The 24010-nt window shown below is 42.6% G+C and carries 34 protein-coding genes and 1 tRNA gene; 9 read left to right on the top strand and 26 right to left on the bottom strand.

Features of this window, described 5'->3' with window-relative positions; translation table 11 throughout:
- Window positions 1-10: 10 nt before the first annotated feature.
- The 5 genes from ADU22_RS17515 to ADU22_RS17535 form a co-directional block, all read right to left on the bottom strand.
- Complete coding sequence (locus tag ADU22_RS17515) at window positions 11-376, bottom strand: nuclear transport factor 2 family protein (protein ID WP_053364633.1); 366 nt, start codon at window positions 374-376, stop codon at window positions 11-13.
- Window positions 377-532: 156 nt separating this feature from the next.
- A complete protein-coding gene (locus ADU22_RS17520; RefSeq protein ID WP_053364634.1) occupies window positions 533-1453 on the bottom strand; it encodes a sialidase family protein in 921 nt (306 codons plus the stop codon).
- A 22-nt stretch (window positions 1454-1475) separates the two neighbouring features.
- On the bottom strand, window positions 1476-1736 hold the full coding sequence (locus ADU22_RS17525) for a hypothetical protein (RefSeq protein ID WP_053363316.1): 261 nt from the start codon (window positions 1734-1736) through the stop codon (window positions 1476-1478).
- Window positions 1737-1870: 134 nt separating this feature from the next.
- Window positions 1871-1944, bottom strand: a tRNA-Pro gene (locus ADU22_RS17530).
- Between the two features lie 93 nt (window positions 1945-2037).
- Window positions 2038-2523: a C40 family peptidase gene (locus ADU22_RS17535; protein ID WP_053363317.1), complete on the bottom strand. Its 486-nt coding sequence runs from the start codon at window positions 2521-2523 to the stop codon at window positions 2038-2040.
- 497 nt (window positions 2524-3020) lie between these two features.
- Here ADU22_RS17535 and ADU22_RS17540 point away from each other — a divergent pair, with 497 nt between their 5' ends.
- Together ADU22_RS17540 and ADU22_RS17545 are read left to right on the top strand one after the other, a co-directional pair.
- Window positions 3021-3536: a hypothetical protein gene (locus ADU22_RS17540; protein ID WP_053363318.1), complete on the top strand. Its 516-nt coding sequence runs from the start codon at window positions 3021-3023 to the stop codon at window positions 3534-3536.
- Window positions 3537-3650: 114 nt separating this feature from the next.
- A complete protein-coding gene (locus ADU22_RS17545; protein ID WP_053363319.1) occupies window positions 3651-3833 on the top strand; it encodes a hypothetical protein in 183 nt (60 codons plus the stop codon).
- A gap of 6 nt (window positions 3834-3839) precedes the next feature.
- Here ADU22_RS17545 and ADU22_RS17550 read toward each other — a convergent pair whose 3' ends face one another.
- Together ADU22_RS17550 and ADU22_RS17555 are read right to left on the bottom strand one after the other, a co-directional pair.
- Complete coding sequence (locus ADU22_RS17550; protein WP_053363320.1) at window positions 3840-4088, bottom strand: hypothetical protein; 249 nt, start codon at window positions 4086-4088, stop codon at window positions 3840-3842.
- Window positions 4088-5299, bottom strand: a complete 1212-nt coding sequence (locus tag ADU22_RS17555; protein WP_053363321.1) for a hypothetical protein — start codon at window positions 5297-5299, stop codon at window positions 4088-4090. The genes ADU22_RS17550 and ADU22_RS17555 overlap by 1 nt, the downstream gene beginning before the upstream one ends.
- A gap of 202 nt (window positions 5300-5501) precedes the next feature.
- Between ADU22_RS17555 and ADU22_RS17560 the strand changes: the two genes are divergently transcribed.
- The gene (locus tag ADU22_RS17560; RefSeq protein ID WP_053363322.1) at window positions 5502-6347 is read left to right on the top strand and encodes an MBL fold metallo-hydrolase; all 846 of its coding nucleotides are present in this window, start codon (window positions 5502-5504) and stop codon (window positions 6345-6347) included.
- Window positions 6348-6417: 70 nt separating this feature from the next.
- Here the strand turns inward: ADU22_RS17560 and ADU22_RS17565 are convergent, their stop codons facing one another.
- Both ADU22_RS17565 and ADU22_RS17570 read right to left on the bottom strand, forming a co-directional pair.
- Window positions 6418-6879 carry a DinB family protein gene (locus ADU22_RS17565; RefSeq protein WP_053363323.1) on the bottom strand — a complete coding sequence of 154 codons (462 nt, stop codon included), beginning with the start codon at window positions 6877-6879 and terminating at the stop codon, window positions 6418-6420.
- Between the two features lie 39 nt (window positions 6880-6918).
- Window positions 6919-7611: a hypothetical protein gene (locus tag ADU22_RS17570; RefSeq protein ID WP_156324386.1), complete on the bottom strand. Its 693-nt coding sequence runs from the start codon at window positions 7609-7611 to the stop codon at window positions 6919-6921.
- A 65-nt stretch (window positions 7612-7676) separates the two neighbouring features.
- On the opposite strand from ADU22_RS17570, the gene ADU22_RS17575 reads away from it, so the two are divergent.
- Window positions 7677-8618: a DMT family transporter gene (locus ADU22_RS17575; protein WP_053363325.1), complete on the top strand. Its 942-nt coding sequence runs from the start codon at window positions 7677-7679 to the stop codon at window positions 8616-8618.
- A 50-nt stretch (window positions 8619-8668) separates the two neighbouring features.
- On the opposite strand, the gene ADU22_RS17580 is transcribed toward ADU22_RS17575, so the two are convergent.
- From ADU22_RS17580 to ADU22_RS17595, 4 genes are all read right to left on the bottom strand, one after another.
- Window positions 8669-8902, bottom strand: a complete 234-nt coding sequence (locus tag ADU22_RS17580; RefSeq protein ID WP_082252901.1) for a glutaredoxin family protein — start codon at window positions 8900-8902, stop codon at window positions 8669-8671.
- A 107-nt stretch (window positions 8903-9009) separates the two neighbouring features.
- Window positions 9010-9255 (bottom strand): hypothetical protein, encoded by a 246-nt coding sequence (locus tag ADU22_RS17585; protein WP_053363327.1) that lies wholly within the window; start codon window positions 9253-9255, stop codon window positions 9010-9012.
- Window positions 9256-9627: 372 nt separating this feature from the next.
- Window positions 9628-9855: a hypothetical protein gene (locus tag ADU22_RS17590; protein ID WP_053363328.1), complete on the bottom strand. Its 228-nt coding sequence runs from the start codon at window positions 9853-9855 to the stop codon at window positions 9628-9630.
- 119 nt (window positions 9856-9974) lie between these two features.
- A complete protein-coding gene (locus tag ADU22_RS17595) occupies window positions 9975-10418 on the bottom strand; it encodes a GNAT family N-acetyltransferase (RefSeq protein WP_053364635.1) in 444 nt (147 codons plus the stop codon).
- A gap of 201 nt (window positions 10419-10619) precedes the next feature.
- Between ADU22_RS17595 and ADU22_RS17600 the strand changes: the two genes are divergently transcribed.
- Both ADU22_RS17600 and ADU22_RS25040 read left to right on the top strand, forming a co-directional pair.
- A complete protein-coding gene (locus ADU22_RS17600) occupies window positions 10620-11576 on the top strand; it encodes a siderophore ABC transporter substrate-binding protein (RefSeq protein ID WP_053363329.1) in 957 nt (318 codons plus the stop codon).
- A gap of 180 nt (window positions 11577-11756) precedes the next feature.
- The gene (locus tag ADU22_RS25040; protein WP_197280081.1) at window positions 11757-12482 is read left to right on the top strand and encodes a hypothetical protein; all 726 of its coding nucleotides are present in this window, start codon (window positions 11757-11759) and stop codon (window positions 12480-12482) included.
- Between the two features lie 48 nt (window positions 12483-12530).
- On the opposite strand, the gene ADU22_RS17610 is transcribed toward ADU22_RS25040, so the two are convergent.
- The 13 genes from ADU22_RS17610 to ADU22_RS17665 all read right to left on the bottom strand — a co-directional run bounded on the left by ADU22_RS17610 (window position 12531) and on the right by ADU22_RS17665 (window position 20979).
- Window positions 12531-13034 (bottom strand): acyl-CoA thioesterase, encoded by a 504-nt coding sequence (locus ADU22_RS17610; protein ID WP_053363330.1) that lies wholly within the window; start codon window positions 13032-13034, stop codon window positions 12531-12533.
- 136 nt (window positions 13035-13170) lie between these two features.
- Window positions 13171-13338: a hypothetical protein gene (locus tag ADU22_RS24770; protein ID WP_231687902.1), complete on the bottom strand. Its 168-nt coding sequence runs from the start codon at window positions 13336-13338 to the stop codon at window positions 13171-13173.
- A gap of 340 nt (window positions 13339-13678) precedes the next feature.
- Window positions 13679-14620 (bottom strand): DMT family transporter, encoded by a 942-nt coding sequence (locus ADU22_RS17615; protein ID WP_156324388.1) that lies wholly within the window; start codon window positions 14618-14620, stop codon window positions 13679-13681.
- A 109-nt stretch (window positions 14621-14729) separates the two neighbouring features.
- The gene (locus tag ADU22_RS17620; RefSeq protein ID WP_053363331.1) at window positions 14730-15581 is read right to left on the bottom strand and encodes a DegV family protein; all 852 of its coding nucleotides are present in this window, start codon (window positions 15579-15581) and stop codon (window positions 14730-14732) included.
- A gap of 79 nt (window positions 15582-15660) precedes the next feature.
- Window positions 15661-15933, bottom strand: a complete 273-nt coding sequence (locus tag ADU22_RS17625; protein ID WP_053363332.1) for a DUF4304 domain-containing protein — start codon at window positions 15931-15933, stop codon at window positions 15661-15663.
- 48 nt (window positions 15934-15981) lie between these two features.
- Complete coding sequence (locus tag ADU22_RS17630; RefSeq protein WP_053363333.1) at window positions 15982-16266, bottom strand: hypothetical protein; 285 nt, start codon at window positions 16264-16266, stop codon at window positions 15982-15984.
- 126 nt (window positions 16267-16392) lie between these two features.
- On the bottom strand, window positions 16393-16854 hold the full coding sequence (locus tag ADU22_RS17635; RefSeq protein WP_053363334.1) for a GNAT family N-acetyltransferase: 462 nt from the start codon (window positions 16852-16854) through the stop codon (window positions 16393-16395).
- A gap of 79 nt (window positions 16855-16933) precedes the next feature.
- Window positions 16934-17449: a GNAT family N-acetyltransferase gene (locus tag ADU22_RS17640; protein ID WP_053363335.1), complete on the bottom strand. Its 516-nt coding sequence runs from the start codon at window positions 17447-17449 to the stop codon at window positions 16934-16936.
- Between the two features lie 17 nt (window positions 17450-17466).
- A complete protein-coding gene (locus tag ADU22_RS17645; RefSeq protein WP_053363336.1) occupies window positions 17467-17919 on the bottom strand; it encodes a GNAT family N-acetyltransferase in 453 nt (150 codons plus the stop codon).
- Window positions 17920-18282: 363 nt separating this feature from the next.
- Complete coding sequence (locus ADU22_RS17650) at window positions 18283-18708, bottom strand: DUF1801 domain-containing protein (protein ID WP_053363337.1); 426 nt, start codon at window positions 18706-18708, stop codon at window positions 18283-18285.
- Window positions 18709-18739: 31 nt separating this feature from the next.
- Window positions 18740-19606, bottom strand: coding sequence for a ribokinase (gene rbsK, locus ADU22_RS17655; protein WP_082252902.1), 867 nt, complete (start codon window positions 19604-19606; stop codon window positions 18740-18742).
- Window positions 19607-19951: 345 nt separating this feature from the next.
- Entirely contained in the window at window positions 19952-20368 is a 417-nt protein-coding gene (locus ADU22_RS25550) for a class I SAM-dependent methyltransferase (protein WP_353611391.1), read from the bottom strand.
- 53 nt (window positions 20369-20421) lie between these two features.
- Complete coding sequence (locus tag ADU22_RS17665) at window positions 20422-20979, bottom strand: hypothetical protein (protein WP_053363338.1); 558 nt, start codon at window positions 20977-20979, stop codon at window positions 20422-20424.
- Between the two features lie 171 nt (window positions 20980-21150).
- Between ADU22_RS17665 and ADU22_RS17670 the strand changes: the two genes are divergently transcribed.
- The 3 genes from ADU22_RS17670 (at window position 21151) to ADU22_RS17680 (ending at window position 24009) form a co-directional block, all read left to right on the top strand.
- The gene (locus ADU22_RS17670; protein ID WP_053363339.1) at window positions 21151-21330 is read left to right on the top strand and encodes a hypothetical protein; all 180 of its coding nucleotides are present in this window, start codon (window positions 21151-21153) and stop codon (window positions 21328-21330) included.
- A gap of 166 nt (window positions 21331-21496) precedes the next feature.
- On the top strand, window positions 21497-22582 hold the full coding sequence (locus ADU22_RS17675) for an endospore germination permease (protein WP_053363340.1): 1086 nt from the start codon (window positions 21497-21499) through the stop codon (window positions 22580-22582).
- A complete protein-coding gene (locus ADU22_RS17680) occupies window positions 22579-24009 on the top strand; it encodes a spore germination protein (protein ID WP_053363341.1) in 1431 nt (476 codons plus the stop codon). The genes ADU22_RS17675 and ADU22_RS17680 overlap by 4 nt, the downstream gene beginning before the upstream one ends.
- Window position 24010: the final 1 nt, after the last annotated feature.

The following is a 24010-nucleotide window of genomic DNA, read 5'->3' on the forward strand; positions in this document are numbered from 1 at the left end:
TTTCTTCCCCCTATGGATTCTGGCATTGAGCTTCTGTTTTCGTTCCCTGGTGGAACACCATTTTCCAGGTGTCTCCCTCAAGTCTCCAGATGGAACTTCTCAGTGAATGCTGCTTTGTTATTTCATTAAAAATGCGGTAAGTGGCCAACACAATCCCATCACTAAGCGGGTGAATTTCAAACTCGCTCAACTGCATCCTTACCTTTCCGATTCCCCCTTCACCAATTCCATCCCGGTACAGCATCCGTCCTGAACTGCCAATCTCAAAAAATTCCTGTGACAAAAGCTGTGTCAATTCTTTTTTTGACGCGCGCACCTCCGGTGACAGCAGCTTCTCTTCAAGCATATGCAAATGATCTTTCAACGAAAAATTCATGCTCACTCCCACACTCTCCAATTCCCGCAAAATTTCACCTTGTTACACTAGCAGCTCCTGCAACCGGCCCTTTGAACTTCAGTATGAAAGATTCATTTTCCTCCATCGCTGCCTGATACAAGCTGATTTCTCCTGTTTTATCCAGTTATCTTCATTTTACTCATTTGGCTCGACCCCCCTGGAGAATTCCCATGTCCTGCCGTTATCTTCTGAAACGAATTTACCTTTTATGTTCCCACCCTGAAAATCCCCATTTGGTCCCTGATTGACAAGCATCGCCAAATGGGTTCCTTCCTTAAAAGGGACTTCAGCCGACACAAAGACAAGGTTATATCTGTGCGGTATATTTACTGCCGCCTTTTGCCAGGTTTCTCCTCCATCCTGGGTGACATGGAGATCGGGCTCTTGTGGATTTATCGTCCCGTATGATAAAAAGCCGGTTTTTTCATCGACAAAGCCGCCATCATAAATAAGCCGGGTTGTACCTGAATTTGCGGCTGCTTCCCATGTTTTCCCGCCATCGAAAGTGAGAAAGGCATCCGAGCCCTCCGATGACATCGTCCGGCCGCCAGAAACGATGGCATATCCAAAGTTTTCGTCCAGGAATTCTATCTTCCTGAAGCGGGGAGCTGAATAGGCTTCCGACACGGTTGCATGCTGCCAAGTCCTCCCCATGTCCTCGGTAAAAACCAAGTGAACACTTTGGTTGACCCAATCCTCCCCATCGACATATAGGAAGGCGGTTTGCTGTTCTGTCAGCACAAAGCTGTTTTTAATCAGCTCCTGTTTATTTCCTTGATATTCCCCCGCAAAAAGCAAATCTTTTTCGACTGGAACGGTTCCCCATGACACACCGTTGTCGTATGTAATATTCAGCTCGCCGTTTTGCAGGGAATAGCCGGTTTTTTCATTTACAAGAATAGCCTGCAGCGGTTCCAAAGGTGTATTCTGTGGCTCTTCAACGCGGGCTTCGGGAATTTTCGGAGTGTGCCTGGGAGGCAGGTTGTGATAAAGGAGCACAGAAACCATCACGCCTGCCATCATCACAGCAGCAGCACCAAGAATAAAGGTTTTCACAATCAAATTGCCCTTTCCGGTCTTAAAAGAGATTTTCCTCTTCGCCCAAATTTTTTAGCTCATACTCCTTTTTTGCCTTTTTCGCGTATTGCCAGCTGCAAAAAATAAAGGCCAGCACAATCAGAATGGAGAATAATATTCTCCAAGTTTCCATAAGCTCAAACGTATTCAATATAAAGCGGCTCCCACTTAAAAAGAGGAACAGAGTCAACATGAAATAAATCCGTACAGTGTTGCTGTAATGGATTAAGCCAATACTCCACCACTTTCTGCGCTTTTTCATATCTCCCCTCCTAAGTTTGATTAAATGATTCCATCCAGTAAAATAATACCACTGCAATTACCATTTCCAGATAAAAGGCCAATTTTTTTAAAATTAAAAAAGCCCACCGTTAATAGGCAGGCTTCGGGATGTAATCGGGACGACAGGAATTGAACCTGCGACCCCTAGCACCCCATGCTAGTGCTCTACCAAGCTGAGCTACGTCCCGATAACCTTATTAAACCAAAAGGTCAGGAAAATTGGAAGAGGAAATTTACATTATTTTCTTGTCAGCTTGTTTTTTAGTATTTGGCTTGCTCGACTATTCCTTTAAAACCCGTTTTGCCCCAACATAGCGGTCCTTCCAATATTTTGTATTTAGCGATTGATATCTGACACCTTTTGAGGTGGCGGCCAAAAATTCCCCTTTTCCGTCATAAATGCCAACAAAAGATACATTTTTTCCATCTGTTTTGAAGAACACAAGATCCCCCTGCTTCAGCTGTGACTTTTTCACGGACTTTCCTTTTAGATACTGTTCTTTGGAGGTTCGTGGCAGCTTGATTTTTGCAGCTGAGGTTTTGTAAACATATTGAGTGTAGCCGGAAGCATCAAACCCTTGCTTTGGATTGGTTCCTCCCCATTTATATTTCGTGCCGATGGAGCGCTTTGCTACCTCCACCACTTCCTGCCCCCATGAAACCGATGCCTCTGCTTTAGGCATGGAACTGAATAAGAGAGCCAAACCCACTATTACCGCCGACAGAATGATGAAAATGTTTTTTTGCAGACGAACTGACATACTCATTTTGATTCCTCCAATTTATTTTGGCTTATATCTGTATAATAAAGTCAAATCAATGCCAACAAGTTATGGAAAGGTAAACGAAAGGTAGAGGATTGGTTACGAAAGGTTACAAAAGAGTAAAAAGTGTTAGGACATGATTACGGGAAATAGTGTCAGAACCAAAATAAGCTGTTCCCTGAAAAATAGGCATTGAGGTGCATTGTCAGAACCCAAAATGAGCCGCCCCCTCCAAAAAGAGGTCCTGAAACGCAGTGTCAGTACCAAAAATGAGCCGCCCCCTCCAAAAAGAGGTCCTGAAACGCTGTGTCAGTACCCAAAATGAGCCTGCCCCTACCAAAAAAGGCATTGAGATGCAGTGTCAAGCGCAAATCAGACCATCCCTCCTTCCTAAAGAAGGAATTTCTGGGTACGTTGTAGAACCTCTGAACATAAACATAAGTATGCTGCCAAACTGTGGCATTTGAGTGATGATCTATTTTCATGTTGAGGGGGAACTGATGAAAAAAACTTTATATGGTTTTGGGATTTTAACGCTTTTAATTGTTGGCATAGTCTGGTTTTTAAATTTTGCTATCCATAATGGGCAATTTACAAAGTGGAGTCATACATCATTAGTAAAGGGACTTTTTGAAGATGGGAAAGCTTATTATCTTGATTATCTTTTTAGATGGGAAGGTTTCGGCAACCCAACGCTTCAGAAGGTCGAATTTATAAAAACGAATGGAGATATTTTGGCGAAAGATGATGATCACTTTCGGATAGAATCGTATATATCCAACCAGCAGCGCGGGAGTTTTGACGAAGAAAGTGCAATTAATGAAGGAATTACCGATGCGCTGATTCCAGTAAAAGGCTATAAAGTGAAAGACGAATTTAGCTTGGCATTAATAGCCGAACTGCTGGACCAGGAAACCGATATTGACATAGCCACTGTAAGAATCACATACAAAAAGTTTGGGAAGACACAATTCCAAAACATTCCTTTCGATGAAGGGCTCATTTCAAAGGAATGAATCGACCAGCCTTGCCACTTTCCTTGAAAAGTTTTAAGTAATAATAATCATTCAATATTCCGGTGGCAAATGAATATCATAAAAATAAATACATAATGAATTCAGGAGGTTTGTATGGATATTGATACTTCAAGCGGGAATATCGAACGGAGCTATAAAGAAATGAAAACCTTGCAGGAGATAGACAGGAACCGCAGGAATGCGATTTTGAAGCAAAGCGAAGACGTCCTCTTTCGGCTGGATGGTTTAATTCATATGATCCATACTCATTTGCCAAACAAAAACCCTTCTCGGTGAGAAGGGTTATTTCTTTAGCAATTCAAACAAGGAATTGAATTTTTCATCGATTTCTTCCTGATGCTGGATAATATGTTTTCTTTCGTTTTCAAGCATGGCTTTCACAGCCTCGCCTCTGGGGCTCAGTTTATGCTGCTCGATGGAGATGAGATGCTCTGTTCCTTTTTTACGAAGCTTCACTTTCCTTGGCTTTCGCATATACTGGAGTCTCTTGGAGGGAACATGCACATTCTCGATTTTTAATTGATTGCCCATTACCTCTCTCCTCCTTTTTTAACATCAACATGATGAACTTTATATTGCAAATGCAGGTGCAGCCGGATAATTTCATATATGTTTTTACTAATTATAGCATCTTCGTTCACAATATTCTCGTCTGTTGTCAAATATTTCATTCTGGCAGCCAATTCCTCATTCACTTCATACTTGATAATCCAGGTTAGCTCGTTTGCTACGGCCACTTTGAAACATGCCGCCCTGCTTTTCTGGTAATACGTGAAGGAATGGGGACTGAAATACAATCGGATTACCGGTTCGTCCGAATGGCTATTGACTTCGATCTGTTTGCTGGCCCCCGGAATCGTGTTGGGCTCAATGCGGGACGCATAAGGATGGCCTTTTTGCAGTTCATAAATCGAATATCGGGGACTAATCAATCCAAAGTCAAGCTCGAAATTCCGGTAATCATTGCTGACCATAGCTTCAGCCGCCCGGACAAAATTCCTCTGGAAAACATCGAGCAATTCATTGAGTCCCTGTTTTTCCGAGTTGAAAGCCAGCAGCTGTTTTTTCTGCTCCTCATAGTCCGCCTTTAGCTTGTATAGTTCAGTTGCGACCAATTCGAGAACCTCAGAGCTGGATGCTTGCAGTACATATTCTTCAAATTGCTGAAAATTGAAATATTCCCTTGTAAATGGCTCAATCAGACTGTATTCATTTGGATTCGCTTTATAGTAGAGCCCCAGATTAAAAAGCGGATGGTTCCAGTCTTTCATCCGGGAACGCGCTTTGGGTATATTCCATACATGCAAACCCGTATATAAGACGATGTAAAATGGGATGAAAATGAGCAGAATCCCGCCGATTTTCCCAAGCACATCCTCGACTTTGCTTTCTCCATTATTTGTAATTATACCCGCAAGCAGTTCATTTTTAACCAAAATCGTTCCTTCCAGAAACGCCGCTACATCCTCTATAGCACTTCCAAGGAAAAAAAGGCCGATGGCTCCTGCCAGATAATGCAGGATTTTAATCAGGCTGCCATGCTTCAATGAGTTCATGGCCAATCTTGCCGGATTCTTAAGGTACAGGTCAAATCGATATTTGTCCCAGTCAGGATCCTCCTTGGCTTGGTAAAACCTGTCTACCATAGGCTGAAAATTACGGGACAGCAATTGCAGTTTTGACTGGATGGTAAGTCTGTTTTGTTCACCTTTTCCGGTGTTGGTTTCATTGGATCCGGCCATTTGAACACCCTATTTTCTGGTATTGTTTTCCTTCTCTTTCCATTTTAATAAAGAAACGGGATAGGCTCAATATGCTGAAATGACCATATTGATTGGGAAGCAACGGAAGCGGTTGACGGCAAAATGACAATAATTTGAGCTAGTTTTTAAAAAAAGCGCGGGAATCATAATTACGAATGACATTTTTGAGGAGGAGTTGCTTGTGGATAAACAAATGAATTACGGCAGCGATTATAAATATATCCCGGCTACTTCCGTGGGAAGCGGTACAGGTATCCAGGTTTTGCCAGACCTGTTCAGTTATACAGTACAGATTGCCAATATTCATATGGTTGGGGACCCTAATTCCAATATTTTTGTTTTGGTTGATGCAGGGATGCCGGAGTCAGCGGAGGAAATCATATCAGCTGTTGAAAACCGGTTTGGCAAAAACAGCCGTCCAAAAGCAATCATTTTGACTCACGGACATTTCGACCATGTAGGAGCAGTAATAGAACTTGTGAAACGATGGGAAGTTCCAGTGTACGCACACGAATTGGAACTGCCCTTCCTGACAGGACAACAAAGCTATCCTGATCCCGACCCAACGGTTGAGGGTGGCATGGTGTCCAAAATGTCACCTATGTTCCCAATTGAACCAATTAACCTGGGAGAGAATGTAAAACCATTGCCGGCTGATGGGACTGTCCCTGAAATGGCAGGTTTCAAATGGATCCACACTCCAGGGCATACTCCAGGTCATGTTTCTTTATTCAGGCAAAGTGACGGGGCATTGATTGCCGGAGATGCCTTTGTCACTGTAAAGCAGGAGTATCTTTATAAAGTCCTGACACAGGAACAGGAAATCAGCGGCCCGCCGCGTTATTTGACAACAGACTGGAAAGCGGCAAAAGAATCAGTCCTGAAATTGGCCGCACTTAAGCCAGCAGCAGCCGTTACCGGACATGGATTGCCAATGTTAGGCCAACTGCTGACTGACAACCTCGAGAAATTGGCTAACAACTTTGATGACATCGCCAAGCCTGAATATGGGAAGTACGTGAACTGAGGATTTACAAAAGAAGAATATATCGGGGACTTCCTGCCAACTCTGGAGGGAGTCTCCGGGATGGCTAATTTCAATCAAATTTTCTTCCTATAAAATTCGCCTGGACGGGATCTAATTTTATTTCCCGCGACCACACAGACAATTGACCAATATGGTGAATCTCATGGACAATAATATGACGCAGGATTTCTTCGGCTTTATATGTACCTGCATCCCAAGGGGCCGTTACCAGGTCTTTTCCTTTTTCGTCTGCTCCCGATTTTAAAAATGACCTTATTTCTATTCTTAAATCATTGGAGAGCCTCTTAACTTTTTCAAGGCTATTGTAATCACTAAATTCATATACAATATCGTCATTCCCTTGAATTGCTGTCACCCAGCTATATTCCACTTCGGTAATATGGAAAAGGGTGTGCAAAATGCTTCCCACACCACCGATGCGTTCCTCAAGCAATTCTTTGGAAGTTAGTTGGCTGCACCACTCGAACCACTCGTCCCTAACCTGCCAATTGTATTCAAACAATTCTCTCATCTTAATCACCTCAAAAAACTTTAGCTTTTTTCATTCTGATTATTCCTTCCTTAGCCCAAAACCAGCAACACTTTTTATTAAAGTAACTCCACATGCTGTCATACCTAAAGTATAAAAGTTAATAAACATTGTATTTGTGTACTGATTCAGCCAGGGGTAGCGATAGATCTTTGAACTGATTATTTCAGGGGTGCCTCCTAAGCTGGTAATTAGATTTACCATAAACTTATATTCCAGAAGGCAAAACAAGAGAAAAAGAGCCAATGCTCCCAATCCGATTTTCACCCTCATACATGATCTTACATCAATCCTTCCCAAACTCTTCCACAAACTTCTCGCAAAAAGGGCAAACAGCACCACGGCCGGCACGACAACTAGTAGTCCTGGATTTCCATTGCCTGAGGTAACATTGGATTTAAAGGTAAATAAATCAACTAAAAAGATGAAGCCTATACTTATACCGAGCCACAATAATATTCCTTTACTGTGTATAGTAACCACAACAACACCACCTGAATATAAAATTATGAACAATTGTGGACCTGCTTCTGCTATGCATCCCAGTAGCTGAAGCAGCGGGCCGGTGCCTTTCTTTCCAATAGAATACCATTTTAATGAAACCAGGAAAATAAATATTTTGAAATTTTTGGAACTTATCCTACCCTCCCGTAATCTAAAGAAATGAGCCTCTGCCCCAGAAAACGAGGCAGCAGAAACGTCCCCTTGCATCAATTGGATAATCGATTTATGATAGGTCTATTGTGAAACTATTTAGAATTTGAAGGGTGCTTGCCTATATGGACAGGAAAAAAGGGATTTTTCTCGTTATGACGGGGGCGGCTTTGTGGGGGATTGGCGGCACGGTTGCCAAAAAGCTGTTTGACGAGTTTGGGATGGATGTGGATTGGCTTGTTACTACTCGATTGCTTATTGCGGGTGTCCTGCTTTTAGGATTGAAATTCTTCGGGAAGGAACGGTCCCAAATCATTGCCGTTTGGCAAAAAAGAAACACAGCCGTTCACCTGGTGATCTTCGGGCTGCTCGGAATGCTTGCCGTCCAATATACATATATGGCTTCCATTCAACATGGAAATGCTGCAGTGGCCACGCTCCTTCAATACACGGCTCCGGCGATGATCATTGTTTACTTGATTATACGCAGACAGACGGAGCCCACAAGAAGGGATTTTCTGACTATATCGCTGGCTTTGGCTGGTTGCTTTTTCCTGTTAACAAATGGTTCCCTTGCCCAATTATCGGTGCCGGCACCTGCAATTGTCTGGGGTATTTTATCAGGAGTCGCTTTGGCATTTTATACTTTATATGCGATTCCTTTATTAAAAAAGTTTGATTCCCTTGTCATTGTTGGCTGGGCGATGGTGATCGGGGGAATTGCCTTAAGCTTTGTGCACCCTCCGTGGCAGATGGACTTCCCAGCGTTAACGCTGGAAGGATATGCCTGCCTTTTCTTTGTGATTGTTTTTGGAACCATGATTGCTTTTTGGTTTTATATTGAAAGCCTGCAAAGTCTCCTGCCGAAGGAATCGAGCCTGCTGGGAAGCATTGAGCCGCTGGCAGCCGTCTTAACAACCGTCTTTTGGCTCAAGCAATCCTTTGGAGTCTACCAATGGCTTGGAACAGCTTGCATCCTATTGATGATTTTAGTGGTGGCATTAGGTAAAAAAACTACTTCCAGCACTCCACAAATTTCCGAAAGCCCAAAATCCCTAAGCATGTAAAAAAAGCCTGCAGACTCGCTTACCGTGTTCTGCAGGCTTACCTATTTCATCTACTTTTCGACATGCTGCATGAGCGTTTCAGGATCAAAGCCGAGCACCCAATGACCATTTACTTTTGTTTGCGGTACGCCCATTTGTCCGGTCTCATCGACCAGCCTTTGAGCCGCAATCGGGTCATGCTGAACATTTACTTCTTTGTAGTTTAATCCTTGAGCCTCAAGGAATTCTTTCATCATCGTGCAATACGGTCAGGTATTGGTAGTGTATACAATAATCTCATTCATTCGCCAATGCCTCCTAAGATGCAAATTTTTTTACCCAGCCCTCAAAAAGACCAGACATATAATTGTTGTTCCCTTTCTTTTCTAAAAAAAACACTGGCGATGTTCGGTTAAAACCACCTGTTGTGCATTTCATGCAAAAAACCTTTTGTAAGGGTATTTCCTGAACCCTCACCGATTATAGAATCGATGCCGCAATAGGGGCATACAGCTGTGGTGTCATGATCCAGCCATTCATCGATTTCATTTGGGTTGAAAATCCTTAAACAATGGAAGCAGCCGCAAAGCTGGTCCTTCTCCAAAGTACTTCGATTATGGCGGCTATGTTGATGGGCATCTTCAAATATATGTTCCACTGTATTACCCCCTTATAAAATAAAGGTCCTATCGACCCTTCCTCCATTATATCCCAAACACGGCTGCTGTGGAGGCCTCAAAATGGCGCTTTGTCTTTATAGACTATGTTGCTTATCATTTCTTATTGCTTTATTGGTGACTGTTATCAGTTAATATCACCGTTTTCTCCTCCCCAATGGCTTTTATTTCTCGAAAGGTCAACATCAGGGGTGCATAGCAAGTGATAGCACTTATGAAGCAAAAAGATATAATATGGATAGCATATAATGGACAATGAATTATTTACCGCGATGATGGAAATTAAAAATAAATGAAATGCCAAGAAACAGTTAAGAGCGGGAGAAAATCCCCCGCTCCTTCCATCGCAAAACTTATTTTTCATGTTCATGTTCATTTTCATGTTGCTGTTCCTGTCTTGGTCCACCCCACATAAACGAATCCCAATGGTTCCTTCTGGGTGGTTCTACAGCAATGTGTTCATGTGCTTCTTTTGGTTCATGGTGGTGATGATCTTCCTTTTCATGGATGATCTTGACATTCTTAGCATGGATAACCAGGTTTTCTACGTGGATGACCCTTTCCTTTTTGCCTTTAGACATTATACTCCTCCTCCCGCAGTAGTTAATTCCCTATATATTATTCAGGAAATCGCTAGGAGTATAGGCAGATGTGTAGAGCACGGGGACGGTTCTCCTGCATCACCCAAGATGGCCCCTGCCTACCCAATCGTTAAATCGTAATGATAAAATTCCTCATCGCGTTTGTATCCATATCTTTCATAAAGCCTTTGGGCGGAAACATTGTCTTGAGCGGTACTGAGGCTAAGGCTTTTCGCTCCGGTTTCAACCGCCAGCTCTTTGGCTTTGTCTAAAAGCTTTGCTCCTAACCCCTGCTTTCTCGCATCTGCCTTTACAAACAGATCATTCAAAATCCATGCCCTTTTCATGGAGATGGACGAAAAGGTTGGGTAAAGCTGGGTGAATCCAAGATACCGATCTTTATCTTTTGCAACAAAGATAACAGAATCCTGATTCTTCAAGCGTTCTTTTATGTATGCTTTCGCCCCTTCCAAATCACTGCCCTGTTCGTAAAACTCCCTATAAAGATTAAATAAGCCGGCAATCCCTTCTAAATCCTCCATACCCGCTTGATAAACTTTCATTTTCAGCTCTCCTTTATTCACTGTCTTTCCCCCATTATATAAGTAATTAAAAAACATTTTCTATTATTTTGGCAAATCACCCAAAATTTTCATTTCCCATTAAAACACGCACAAAAAAATTTTCATAATTTCGCCATTGACAAATGATACTGAAAATCATTATCATTTAGTTAAATTAAAAAAACTTATGAGGTGGATACAATGAACAAGAAACTTGCACTATTTTTCCTTATTATCACAATGGCCATATTCACTGTCGCTTGCGGTACGAATTCAAGTGCTCCAGCAGGCACAGAAAAAGAAGCAGCTGCATCAGAACCAGAAACGATCACCGTTAAGCACCAGCTTGGCGAAACAACTGTAACCAAAAATCCTGAAAAGGTTGTCGTTTTTGATTTTGGTGTATTAGATTCCCTTGATAAACTTGGTGTTGAAGTGACTGGCCTGCCCCAGGCGAATGTGCCTACATATCTTGAAAAATATAAGGATGCAAAATATAAAAATGCCGGCGGACTTAAGGAACCGGACTTTGAAGCCATTAATGAAATGGCCCCGGACCTAATTATTATCTCAGGCAGGCAGCAGGACTCATATGAAGAGTTCAGCGAAATCGCCCCTACTATTTTCATGGGTGTGGACACAACTAGATATATGGATTCGTATAAGGAAAATGCGAAGATGCTAGGAGAAATTTTCGGCAAGGAAAAGGAAGTAGAAGCAGAACTTGCTGAAGTGGAAAAAGCGATTGACAGCCTTCATGAAAAAGCTTCCGCCATGGATAAAACTGGCCTGATTGTTCTTGCCAATGAAGGAAACCTAAGCGCCTATGGGCCAGGATCCCGCTTTGGCTTGCTGCATGATGTCTTTGGTGTAAAGCCGGTTGACGAAAACATTGAAGCTTCCACGCATGGCCAAAACATTTCATTTGAGTACCTGCTTGAAAAAGACCCTGACTACCTGTTCGTGGTGGACCGTGGAATTGCGGTTGGCGGTGACGCTTCTGCTAAATCCGTTATTGAAAATAAATTGGTAGAAAATACAAAAGCCGTGAAAAATGGGAATGTGGTTTATTTGAATGCCGATTACTGGTATCTATCCGGCGGCGGCCTTATCTCTGTTGCCGAGATGGTAAAAGAAGTCGAAGCAGCACTGCAATAATCGAATCTCTACATTTAAGGCACGCATCTAATTTGATGCGTGCCTTTTGGATTGCTATCTGAGATGCGCCGTCCCCCCTATCCCCTTCTGTGTTTTCTCCATGAATGAAACCAATTGTTTATCGGGCATCCTGTACAGGGAAAAAGGTGTGGGAAAAGAGAAGACGAGAAAGGTGATTTTATGGAAGGAAAATTTTACTCTGAAGTAGCTGTGCCGATTCAGCATCCATTCGGTTTTACGCCTGCTGGCAATGAACAGAGGGATTTCACCTTTGACAGGGATGATCGATGGACCGACTATTTTGTTACAAATGACGGGGAGTCCTACACTGTGAGTTTTGATGATAGGGGAAATTGGTTCTTCCTTGCTTCGTTTGAGTGTCATTCCTTGGATGAACTTAAGCTTTCAAGGCAAATTTTCAGGCCTGAATACCTGGAAGACAAGAAGCTCCCGCTAATTGATTTACTCCAGGAGCTGGAACTGGAGCCCATTTATGAGGGCCACGACAAAGCGTATGGGCATGTTTTGACTATTGTCCATAATGTCGATGATGTTCCACCTTTCACACAGGGACGGCTTGCGAACTATGACGGCCCAGATGATCCAACCATCATAAAAAGAATCCATTTCATTGAAAATGAATTGAATGGCGAAAAGACTCGTTTTATTACCGGATTTGAAACCCGTTCGTTTGCCACCATTACAGACAACCAGTACTACGCTGAAAAAATTCATCTGCCCGACAACGCTCGGGATTACCTAAAGCTGTTTGTCTATTTTTCCAGGAATGGGCTCCTTCCTTCCCAGCAGATGATGCCAAGATTTCTGGCCAATCTATGGGCCTCTGCGCAAAGCCTGAACCATAAAGCCAATCCGGCACTCTATAAAATGGAGGAAATAAGCTAAAAAGTGCTAAGAGGAATCTGCCTTAGCACTTTGAGAAATAAAGCTGCCTTATTTTTTTGCCCCAAACTTGGAAGCAAATTGCTTGCTATGTGACCTTCGCATTTTCCTGTTTTGGGCTCTTTCTTCCCCTGTTGAAAATAGAAATTCTTCCTCTTCCGTTTCAGGGTAAACGGAAGGAACAACGGATGGTTTTCCTTTTTCATCCAGAGCAACAAAGGTTAAAAAGGAGGTAGCCGCCGCCCGCTTTTCCCCGGTAAAGGTGTCTTCCGCGGTCACACTGACGAATACTTCCATGGAGCTTTTTCCTGTCCATGTAACGAAAGCTTCAAGCGTCACCGCATCCCTCAAGGTAATAGGATGCAAGAAATCGACTGAGTCCATGCTGGCGGTTACCGTTGACATTCGGCAATGTTTCATGGCCGCAATGCTGGCAACCCGGTCAATCCTGCTCATAAGGGCTCCTCCGAATAAGGTGTTATGCCCGTTGGTATCGTTCGGCAAAACAAGGTCTGTCTGAATCGTTCTTGATGCACTGCACGGTTTTTTCTTCATTATGTATTGGCTCCTTTGGTTGAATCAAAGCTGTGGAAAATACACCACATTTTTCATGATAACATTAAAATAGGTGCAGATAAAATAACAAAGGGATAAGCTTCAAGCTTATCCCCCTTGCCTTAAAAAGTTTTGGTCAGGAATGCTGCTGACCCCTGGAACCCTGGCCAGTAAGGTTAGAGACGATTGGCAAAACGGCCTGCATGGCCTGTCCTACGTTTTTCCCGCGAGTCATACTGTAATAAGCAGCTGCACCTATTCCTGCTGATGCCAATATCGGAAGCCACATACGTTGTCCACGCAAATTGAACACCATCCTTTACAGACTTTTTAAAGCCTTATTAGCATAAGCAACCTGCAGGAAAGTATGGCACCAAATTTTGCCAGATCAAAAAGGGGGAATGGTTGATCATCCCCCTTTAAATAACATCTTATTTTTTCGCTTTATCTTTTTTAATCAAGGAAGCCGCAATCGCCGCAAAAATATCGCCAATCAAGCTCAAAAAGGCCACCTATACTCCCTCCTCAATCGGTATTTGATGCAAGGGGACGGTTCTCATGTTCTATTTCATTATAATTCATTTAGGGAGGGTTCAGGGTCTTTATTAACTAAATAATGGAAAAAACTTTTGTACCATCATATCCTACTTCGCGACAGAAAGCGGGATTCTTCCGTTCTTTTCAGATGCCTCCTTTTTGTGTGAAGACAAGACAACTCCAATGAGAACAATGACTCCCCCGGCCATTTGGTACCATAAAAATTCTTCTCCTGCAAAAAGAGTAGCAAACAGTGTGGCGAACACCGGCAGCAGATTGATAAAGATGCCGGACTTGGCAGCTCCTATTTTTGAAACGCCACTATTCCAGGAAAGGAATGCCACAATGGAAGCAAAGCAGCCGACATAACCCAAGATGAGGAGGCTTTCTCTGTTAAAAACAACCCCAGCCTCTCCCAGACTCAATTCGAGAAGGCTTAATGGCAGCAAAATGAGGATTCCAACAAAGGATGTCACATATAATGTGGTAAAAGCGGGCAAAATCTTCGAGTATTTCTTAATTACAATCGAATAAATGCTCCAGCTGACTACAGCCACCAAAACAAACAAATCTCCCGGGTTGAACCTGAATGCCTGCAAGGCTTCCCATGATCCTTTTGAAAGAATAAAGACAATTCCGATGACCGATAAAATCATGCCTGCCGCCTGCCATCCCGAGAGCCTTTCTTTTATCATAAAAAAGGAAAAGACACCAATAAACAATGGAGTCACGGAATTGACCAGCGACGCATTGATGGAAGTCGTGAAATGCAGCGAAAAATAAATGATCGTGTTATACCCGGCTACTCCTGTCACGCTTAACAAAAGGAGAATAAATCGATGTTTCCACAAAACCCTAAAGTCCCTCATCAATGGCTTCGCCAGAAACGGCGTAAGCAATAAAAAAGCCACACCCCACCTCAGCAGCGAAAAGGTGATTGGCGGAAAATACTCTGCCCCCAACCGGCCAATGACGAAATTCCCGCCCCAAATGGCATTGGCAAGAACAAGCAGAAGATAGGCAGAAGAATTCTTTTCAATCGTTTTCAATCTGGTTCACTTCTTTCCGAATAGACATTACCGGTCAAACAAGCTGCAAGTCTTTATGTAGTTGTCCAACGGCTATTTGCTTTTTCCTTTCCTGTAAGTTTTCCTGCACTTAAACCTCCAAGCCTGCAACACCAAATCCTCCCGGTCCGGCATGTGAAGAAATCATCGCGCCCGCTTCAATCCATTTTATATTTTCGAAATGATTCTCTTTCGCAATTTCTTCCATTCTGTTTTTAATCTCTTCATCCAATCCGACAGAGTAAATTAAATACAGCTGTTTTCGATCAATTTCATAATCACTCAAATATTCGCGAAAAAGCTTCTCTGAAATGCTTTCCATATTCCCGCGGTATTTCTTGGTGGACACCAGCTTGCCGTCCTTCAATTCAATGCGGGGCTTTATTTTAAGCAGGGCACCGCCAAGGTAGGCAAGGTTGCTCACTCGCCCGCCAGCCCGCAAGAATTCCAAGCTGCCTGGAACGAAAGCAAGCCTCGATTTATGAACGACCGCTTCGATTTTTTCCACCAGGGAGCGCGGCTCAATTTCCGGATTCTTCTCCAGCAGGTCAGCAGCGTACATCACAATGGCACCTAAGCCGCCTGTGACATTTAAGGCGTCGATAAGGAAAATATTATCCATTTCCTCCGAAGCGATAACCGCATTTTGGAAAGAAGACGATGCTTTTGAGGTATACCCTACGTGAACAATACTGCAGCCCGGGAAATCTTCCTTTATCTTCGTAAAGAACTCTTGATATTCATGAACATTGGTCGCGCTGGTTGAGGGAATTTTTTTTGTTTGGTTATAATGCTCAAAAATATTTTCTACAGGCAATGTACCATCCAAATAATCCTGCCCGTTCATGATGACGTGCATCGGCACCACTTGCACATTTAATTCATCAGCCAAGTCTGCCGGTAAATCCGCACCGCTCTCCGTACTCAAAATAATTCCGCTCATTGGAATCTCCACCTCCAAAAATACTTTCCAGTCTCTTCCTCCACTATACATGAAAAAAGGTGGAGATTATAGATACAACCTAACTTATGTAATTTTCATGTTCCCAATATTCTTCAGCCTGGTAAAGATGGTCTAATACTTCAGCCGCAACACTTTGATATCTGTTTTCTGATACATTTTCGCCATCGTACCTAAACCATTGACCATCATCAATTGGGTAAGTCATCAAATCAATTTTGTCCTTTTTAATTCTGCGAAAATGAGGGAACGAACCTTTAAATCCACTCATCCTTAGCTCAGGAACAACAATCTTCTTTAATTCAGAAATCATTTTGTCTCTCTCCGCAGCCAATTAACCCACCTTCCCAACCTTTTTCTTCTCTGTGAACTATGGAAATAGTTAGCTTCTTTTTTGCATTGCTTTATAGGCTAGGTGTTCGTGTCCTTTTTTTACATAGATATCGTATTGCGTATTATCCATAAAACGGTCAACTCGATGATCATAACCCCTGTGGGGAGTGTCCACCTTGAATCTAACCCCCTCAGTCTTTAATTTTCCAATCACCTTATAGTATTCCTCATGGCCGTATGTAGACGATATTAGCGTCCAGTTTCTGTTAGAAACGGCTTTGATAACCGAAATAAAAATGAAAATTGATAAAATAATACCCAATCCTATATACATTCCGCTCCCCCTTAACTCTCTTTACCTCTAATTATAAGCAGAATTTTCCAATTTTTGTATGAATATTTATACAGATCAAAAAAATCTGCCAGGGCAGGCAGCGGGTATTGGCATAGCTTTTTTCATTCAGGAAGGGAAATATTCCATGGGCTCTGTACAATGAACGTATCCGTTTTTCTGATAAAAATGAATCGACTCCTCACTTGGCCACACAATCACAAATTCATAATTGTTTTCTTTAATCCAAGAGTTGATCCTTTTTAGCATCTTGCTTCCGATTCCCCGATTTCGAAATTCCGGCATTATATAGACATTCGTCATATAGGCAAATGGATGGGTTATTCTCCCGGGTCGTGGTACTTTATTAATTAATTCTATGTATATATGTGATAAAATTTTTCCGCTTTCTTCCGCAACCCAAATGAACCATTGACCACTCGCACTCGCGTTTTCCAAAAATGACTGGCATTCCTTTTCAAACTCATCGAATGATGCACAACTCTTACTCTCATCGTATTCAATTGTGAAATCCCATCTCATTTTAATGAGCTGACTAATATCTTTTGCTTCAGCTAGTCTTATCTCCACATTGGTTCCCCTCCTGCATAAAATACTGCTAAATTGCTGCCTTTTGAAAGAAAACTGCTGCCAGATTATCCAACTGAAGTTATATCAAATGCCCTATATCATCCCAGCCATACACAGATTCGGAAAGTTTTTTCCCTGCAATATCTACTTCAACAGTATCGATTTTTCTGCCGCCAAGATTTTCGTAAAATAGACAAGCAGGATTGTCTTCCAGGACAAATACAAGCATTGAGTTTAACCCGAGTTCCCTAATCTCTTCTATGATGGGTTTAAAAAGTGCTTTTCCAACGCCCTTCCCCTGATACTCTATTAAAAGATAAATCGCATATAACTCCCCGTCAAAACCATTATAGTCCCCGCTTCTTTCCTTGCCTCCCGAGGAAAATCCTATAAGCTTTCCATCCCTATTTTCTGCTACATATACACCGCCATTGGGAATGATATTCAACCATAACTGTTCACGACTTTCGTACGTTAAATTTGATAAATAGTCGTCAGGAACAATATTTGTATATGTTGTTTTCCAACTGTCAACGTGGACTTTAGCAACACCTTTTGCATCAGATAGAACCGCTTTTCTAATATTGAAATCCATTGTCTTTCCCCTTCACTTTATAAGTCTTGTGATAATCGAATCATGTCTCTGCATTGGATTCCATTTTCAACGATTTTTTCAGGGTAATGCCTAGTAAAAAAATCCCTGTCAACTCCAATCATTCTAAATCCGCATTTCTGGTATAAAGCTAATTGTCCAATGCTGGAATTTCCCGTGCCAATTTCGATGGTTTTATAACCTCTTTCCTTAGCTTCTTTTATGGCATCCATTACAAGTCTTTTTCCCAAGCCTTTACCATGCTGCTCCTCCTCCACCGCTATGTTCACCAACTCCACTGTACCCGGCCTGGTCGGCAGCAGTACATAGACCCCTATGATTTTCCCATTACCTTCGGCTACAAAGCATTCTCCCCGATTAATATATTCCTCGACGAGTTTCCGGGAAGGATCCGCCAGTAACAACAAATCCATTGGAGGCTCTTCATTTATTTTTAGTTTACGAATCATCATGCCTGCTGCCCTCACTTTGGGTTGTATTCTTAGATTATCAATATAGTTAATTTCATAGAATCATAAGAAGTTGTTTCTCTTAGGGGCATAACTGAATAACTAAGTTAAGTAACTTTGTATTTTCCCTTTAATTATGATTATACTGGAAAATTGATTCACTTTTTCTTACAATTCTGTTCGTTGGGAAAATTAAATAAAAAAAGGCTAGCACACGCCAGCCTTCGTGTTTTCGGCACTGATAGGCTTCATCAATGCCCTTTTTTACTCACATGGCGATATTACCTGCTTTGAAACCTCGTCTCAGAGCTTTTTTTGGAAGTTCTAGATATTTTGGGTCTTGAAGATGCCCCTTGGCCGGGTTACTCATTCCCCATCGGGATATGTTTCTCTCAAGAATTGAATCGATTGGGCAATCAGTTCCTTTAAAACACCTACGTCTATATCTGCCACTTTATTTATGTACACGCAGGCTTTTCCGCTCGTATGCTTCCCGAATTTCTCCAACAGTTGTTCCCGCTTATTATCGCCTGTGGCGAAATACAGACTGATTTTGGCTTTTCTTGGTGAAAAGCCAACAAGAGGAGCGTCCCCTTCGTGACCGGATGCGTATTTATAATGGTACGAACCGAATCCAATAATGCTGGGTCCCCACATTTTTGCTTCATAGCCAGTCGTCTCGGTGAAAATATCAAGCAGCTTGTAGGCATCTTCGCGCTTTTTGGGATGATCGACACTCTCGATGAACTCGATAACACTGCGGTCTGTTTCTTTTGTTTTTAATTCATACATACCCTGCTAGCGCCCCTTTCGTTTAAAAAAATCATCCAGGAAATTCGTCCAGCTGCCCTTTTGTTGGCATTCCAGATTGGGCTCCAAAGGCTGTTACAGACAAGCTTGCTGCTAATACTGCACGTTCCACCGCCTCCCCGATTGACATCCCTTCATCCAATCCCGCAGCAAATACCCCGTTAAAAGTGTCGCCAGCACCCGTCGTATCCTTAACCTCCACAGTTGGAGCAGGCACCAATCTTCTTTTGCCATCTTCAAAATAAGACGCTCCCTTAGATCCCTCGGTAACAATAAGCTTCTGTTCGTATTCCTGCCTAAAATGGGCGCTGTTCCTCATGGCCGCCGCTTCATGCTCATTCGGAGTCACATAATCGACAAGCTGCCACCAATGGTCCGGCCATTCCGCATAGGGCGCCGGATTCAAAATAATAATGCTCCCTGCCTTCTTCGCAATCTGCATCGCCTTCTCCACTCCGGAAAACGGAATTTCCAGCTGAACAAGGAGGACGTTACAGCTTTCCAGCACGGGGCGTGCCTCTTCTGCTTCTTCACCAGTCATATGGTCATTTGCCCCTGACACGATMACAATCGTATTGTCTCGTTCCGCAACCGTAATCAAGGCTGTTCCCGTTGGCACTGATTTTACCATTTTCACATTTTCGCAATGAATGCCTTCCTGTTTTAAATGGCCAAGATATTCAGATCCAAAAGCATCATCCCCGACACGGCCGATCATATGAACTTCCCTTTCCAGCCGGGCTGCCGCCACAGCCTGGTTCGCCCCCTTCCCGCCAAAAATGGTCGCAAACGCGCTTCCCTGAAGCGTTTCACCCTTCTTCGGAAACCGGTCCACTGTGGTGACCAAGTCCATGTTTAAACTGCCTGTTACTGCGATCAATTTATTCTACCTCTTTTCAATCTGTTTATTTTTGGCTCTTATGATAAGGAACTGCGGGCTTTTCATTAACCGCTCATACCCTTCTGGAGACTCTTTTTTGAAAGTAGCTGTTGGTACAGGTTCAATGATTTCTTCTATCGTAAAATAATTCATGGTTGTATTGATCACTTCCTTGAGAGGTCTCCGATAAAAAGGCACTTCATAAACCTTGTCTTCCTTTTTCTACTGGCCGACGATCAGTTCGGTTTCAAAATAACAGGAGTGTTCCATTAAAGCCACATCTGATATTGGATGATGCACGGAGAACAAAAAGCTTCCATCAGGTGTTAATATTCTCTGGAATTCTTAAAATGTCCTGTTCCAGCTTTTCAAATAATGAAGAGTAAGAGAGCTTAAGATAAAGTCGAAGGAATGATCGTGAAATGGCATGGTTCCTTCGAGATCGAGCCTAAGAACTTCCGCTCCGCCGCCTACCCGCCTTTCAGCCGATGCAACCATTTCCGGGCTGGTATCAATTGCTACAACCTTGGCTCCCCGGCCTAATAATTGCTCCGAGTACCAGCCGGCAGCACAGCCAGCATCCAGAACAGTCTTGTTACTCAGGCTGGAAGGTACATGTTTCATCATCGCTGGCCTCTCGTACTCACTATTGTACAAACTGGTTGTATCGGTTGAGTGCTCATAAACAGGTGCAAGCTGGTCAAACACTACCCTAACCTGATCTTTCAATTTTGGTGCATCGGGACGGTTCTGATGCTTCATACTCCTTCACCCCTCAAGATATTGTCTCGTCTTCGGCATCACAAACCCTATATTCACTCTATTTCGATTAGTTCCGTTCCGGTCACCCTTTCAATCAATGACCTTCGTGGAGATGATTCCGAATGGATGAGAACATTCACTAGCAAAACCACAACATATAAGCAGGTTAACCAACTAAATACATTGTTTGCTGAGTTTTCGTATATAGAGGCTAACGCACTGGCATAAACCAGGATACTGATGATGCCATTGTACAGGAACCAGTGAAAAAAAGCTTGCGGCTGTGAACCTTTTACCATTAGCTGATGCCTCTTTTGTCCGCGAGTGCGGGAAAAGTCAAAAAGAACATCCACCTGTTGGGAGAAGATTTTCCGCTGTTTCACCTTGAAAGAAGCACCATAGGAGAACTGCATCGTACCTAGCAAAACCGGCAGCAAGAAGAGAAGAATCATCCATATAAAAATAGTATTAACATTTTCTGACTTTGATAAAAAGATTCCTGCAAACCCCATCATAATGGCAACGCCGAATGAATAGAACAAAGACGCAGCAATCGTCATCAGCAAATCGAATGCGTAGGCGGCCAGCCGCTTTCTAGCATAGTGGTCCACTCTGATCCCCCTTTTTTCTACTATATATTATAGTCCTTCCTTCTTCATAAAATAGGACCCCTCTTGGCCCTTTCAAATCTAACCTAATTATAGTGTCAATATAACCCAATTGCCCAAGATTTTTTTCTTCTACACGGGAACATACTAAAACCATTAGGAAGGAGGAAAACGATGACAAAGCAAACAGGCTCTGGTGCGGAATTGAACGGGGAATTCGGATCAGGTTATTCGCGCAAACCAAATTACAACGAGGAAATGAGCATGGAGCAGCTGGCAAAGAAGGCGCTGGAGGAAACCATCCGGGATGGCGGTGCTTTTGCCCGGGAGAACCCCGATCAATTCAAGCAATAATATAAAGGCAGCCGTCTGGCTGTCTTTCTTTATTTCCTTTTTTCCTGACCTTGCTCTTATGTTCTTCTAAAACACGGAGTTTCCATCCCTTAATATTTTCACGTTTAAGCATAATTTGGAAAAAACAACAAAGCCTAACAACAGTGTATTGATTGGTGGTGATGTGATGCTTTTCTCTCGTACTCAATTACTTTTTGTTCTCATTCTTTTTATAGGGATTTCCAATCATGTGCTGATCATGCCCCATTTGCTTGCAACCGGAAGGCGGGATGCATGGGTATGCGTATTGTTTGCGTATGCTTTCCTGCTAATATGGGGATTTATCCTTCATTTGATTATGAAAAACAATCATCAGCGCCAAAGCCTTTATGACTGGGTGAAAGCACGTTCGCACGCTACTGCTTCCCGTGTTCTAACCCTTTTCCTCTTCACTTATGTTTTTGCGATTAGTGCGATTTCTTTTTACGATTTAGTGCAATCCATTAATATATATTTTCTGCCGCGGACTCCATCCTTTGTGGTGATGCTGCCTTTCCTGTTAATCAGTGCCTGGTCAGCCTATAGCGGGTTAAAATCCATTGTCTATGTTTCGGCGATTCTATTGCCGATTGTCTGGATTCTCGGAATTTTCGTCGCTTTATCTACGATGGAAGCAAAAGATTATTCCTATCTGTTCCCTGTCCTCGTAGATGGCTATTCCCCTATTGTAAAAGGGACCGTCATCATTCTTGGGGGAAGTGCAGATTTACTTGTGCTCTTGCTTCTTCAGCACCATTTAAAAAAATCATTTACCATGATCCATCTTTTCTTTCTTATCACCATTTTGTCCGGTCTGATTCTGGGACCTACGATGGGTTCCTTGTCTTCATTCGGGCCAGCTTTAGCAGCCGGCATGAGGTTTCCTGCTTTTGAACAATGGCGGCTTATTACCCTCGGGGAATATATATCCCATGTTGACTTTTTAGCGGTATTTCAATTATTAAGCGGGGAAATCATCCGTGTCTCATTAGGTCTTTACCTGCTTGCCGATTTGGTAAAAGGCCGCTCGAAAGTTTTTAAAAAGAAGCATGTATATGTAGTCTCATCGCTTCTTTTGGGGTCTTTGACGTTAATTCCGCTAAGTGATATTTGGGTGCAAACACTGATTGGAAGATACTTCTACCCAGCTGCTTTTATTAGCGGGGTATTGATTTCGTTGGCCTTATTGGTTATCAGCTACTTGCCAATGAAGAAAGGAACTCAAAACCTATGAGCATGGAACAATTGGAGCAGGTTTTAACAAAAGGAAAGTTGAAATCTTCAGAACTGAAAAGCTTTTTAAGTCATTATGCCGATATTGAATTCATCCCTATAGAAAAGGACAAAGCCCTTCAAGCTTTCTATTGCAAAGGGATGGTGGATTCGAAACAGTTAAATGAGTATTTTAATAAAATTATTGTTAGTATCAGCAATGAAGAACCACGAGGTCAATTGGAAGTCCTCCCGCCTGTGCAGCATATTACAAAAATGAAAGAAATGGTGAATCTTGTTTTCTCTGGATCGCTCATTGTTTTCCAGGAAGGAACTCCTTGTTTTTATGTGTTTGATGTAAGCAAGGTTCCCCAGCGAAATCCGCAAGAATCCAATACGGAGGTTTCAATCAAGGGGCCGAAAGATAGCTTTACCGAGGAGATGAATGTGAACATCTCCTTGATTCGCAAAAGATTGAAGTCCGAACAGCTTTATTGCGACTCCTTTACTTTGGGTACATTGAGTGAAACAGAAGTATCGTTGCTTTATTTACATGATAAGGCCAATAAAACCATAATTAAGGAAATAAAAAAGCGAATGAAGGACTTTCAGGGCGAAAGTGTTGTCAGCAGCGGCCAATTGGAGCAATGGATTTCTGATCGCTCGTTCTCACTGTTTCCATTGGTCGACTATGTAACAAGACCTGACTTTGTCATTGAAAGCATGCTTCGTGGACGATTTATCTTGATTGTGAATGGGTCCCCCTCCGTATTGATTGGGCCAGTCAATATCTTTGAGCTGATTAAGTCGCCTGAAGATGTCCATTTTCCTTATTATTTTGTTATATTCGGACGTTTTATCAGGATCGTTGGCTTGGTGACCGCTATTTTCCTGCCGGGATTTTGGGTATCGCTGGCTTCTGTCAACATAGACCAATTGCCGTTTGCCTTATTGGCAACGGTCGTTGTCTCTCGTGAAGGATTGCCGCTGCCGATTGGTCTTGAAGCGATTTTTATCCTTACGCTGTTTGAGCTGTTAAGAGAAGCAGGAGTCCGCATGCCGACTTTTCTGGGGCAGACGGTTTCAATTGTCGGAGGTATTATTATCGGCGATGCGGCAATTCGGGCAGGACTTGCTTCGCCAACGATGATCGTCATCATTGCTTTAACAGCGGTGGCAAGCTATACACTAGTGAACCAGTCGCTTGTCGGAACAGTAAGCATCCTCCGCCTTTATACACTATTACTTTCCATTCTTTTAGGAGTATACGGTGTTTTCATTGCATTCTTGAGCATTCTCATTTATCTTTCGAATTTGGAATCCTTTAAAATAGCGTATCTCGAACCCATTGCCTCGCTCTCATTCAAGGAATATTTAGCTGCTTTATTTGTGAACCCCTTTAATCGAAAAAAATTCGGAATTTCATTCATTCGGAAACGGAGAAATTAGA

It is taken from the genome of Bacillus sp. FJAT-27251, from assembly GCF_001273925.1.
GTDB lineage: Bacteria > Bacillota > Bacilli > Bacillales > Cytobacillaceae > Mesobacillus_B.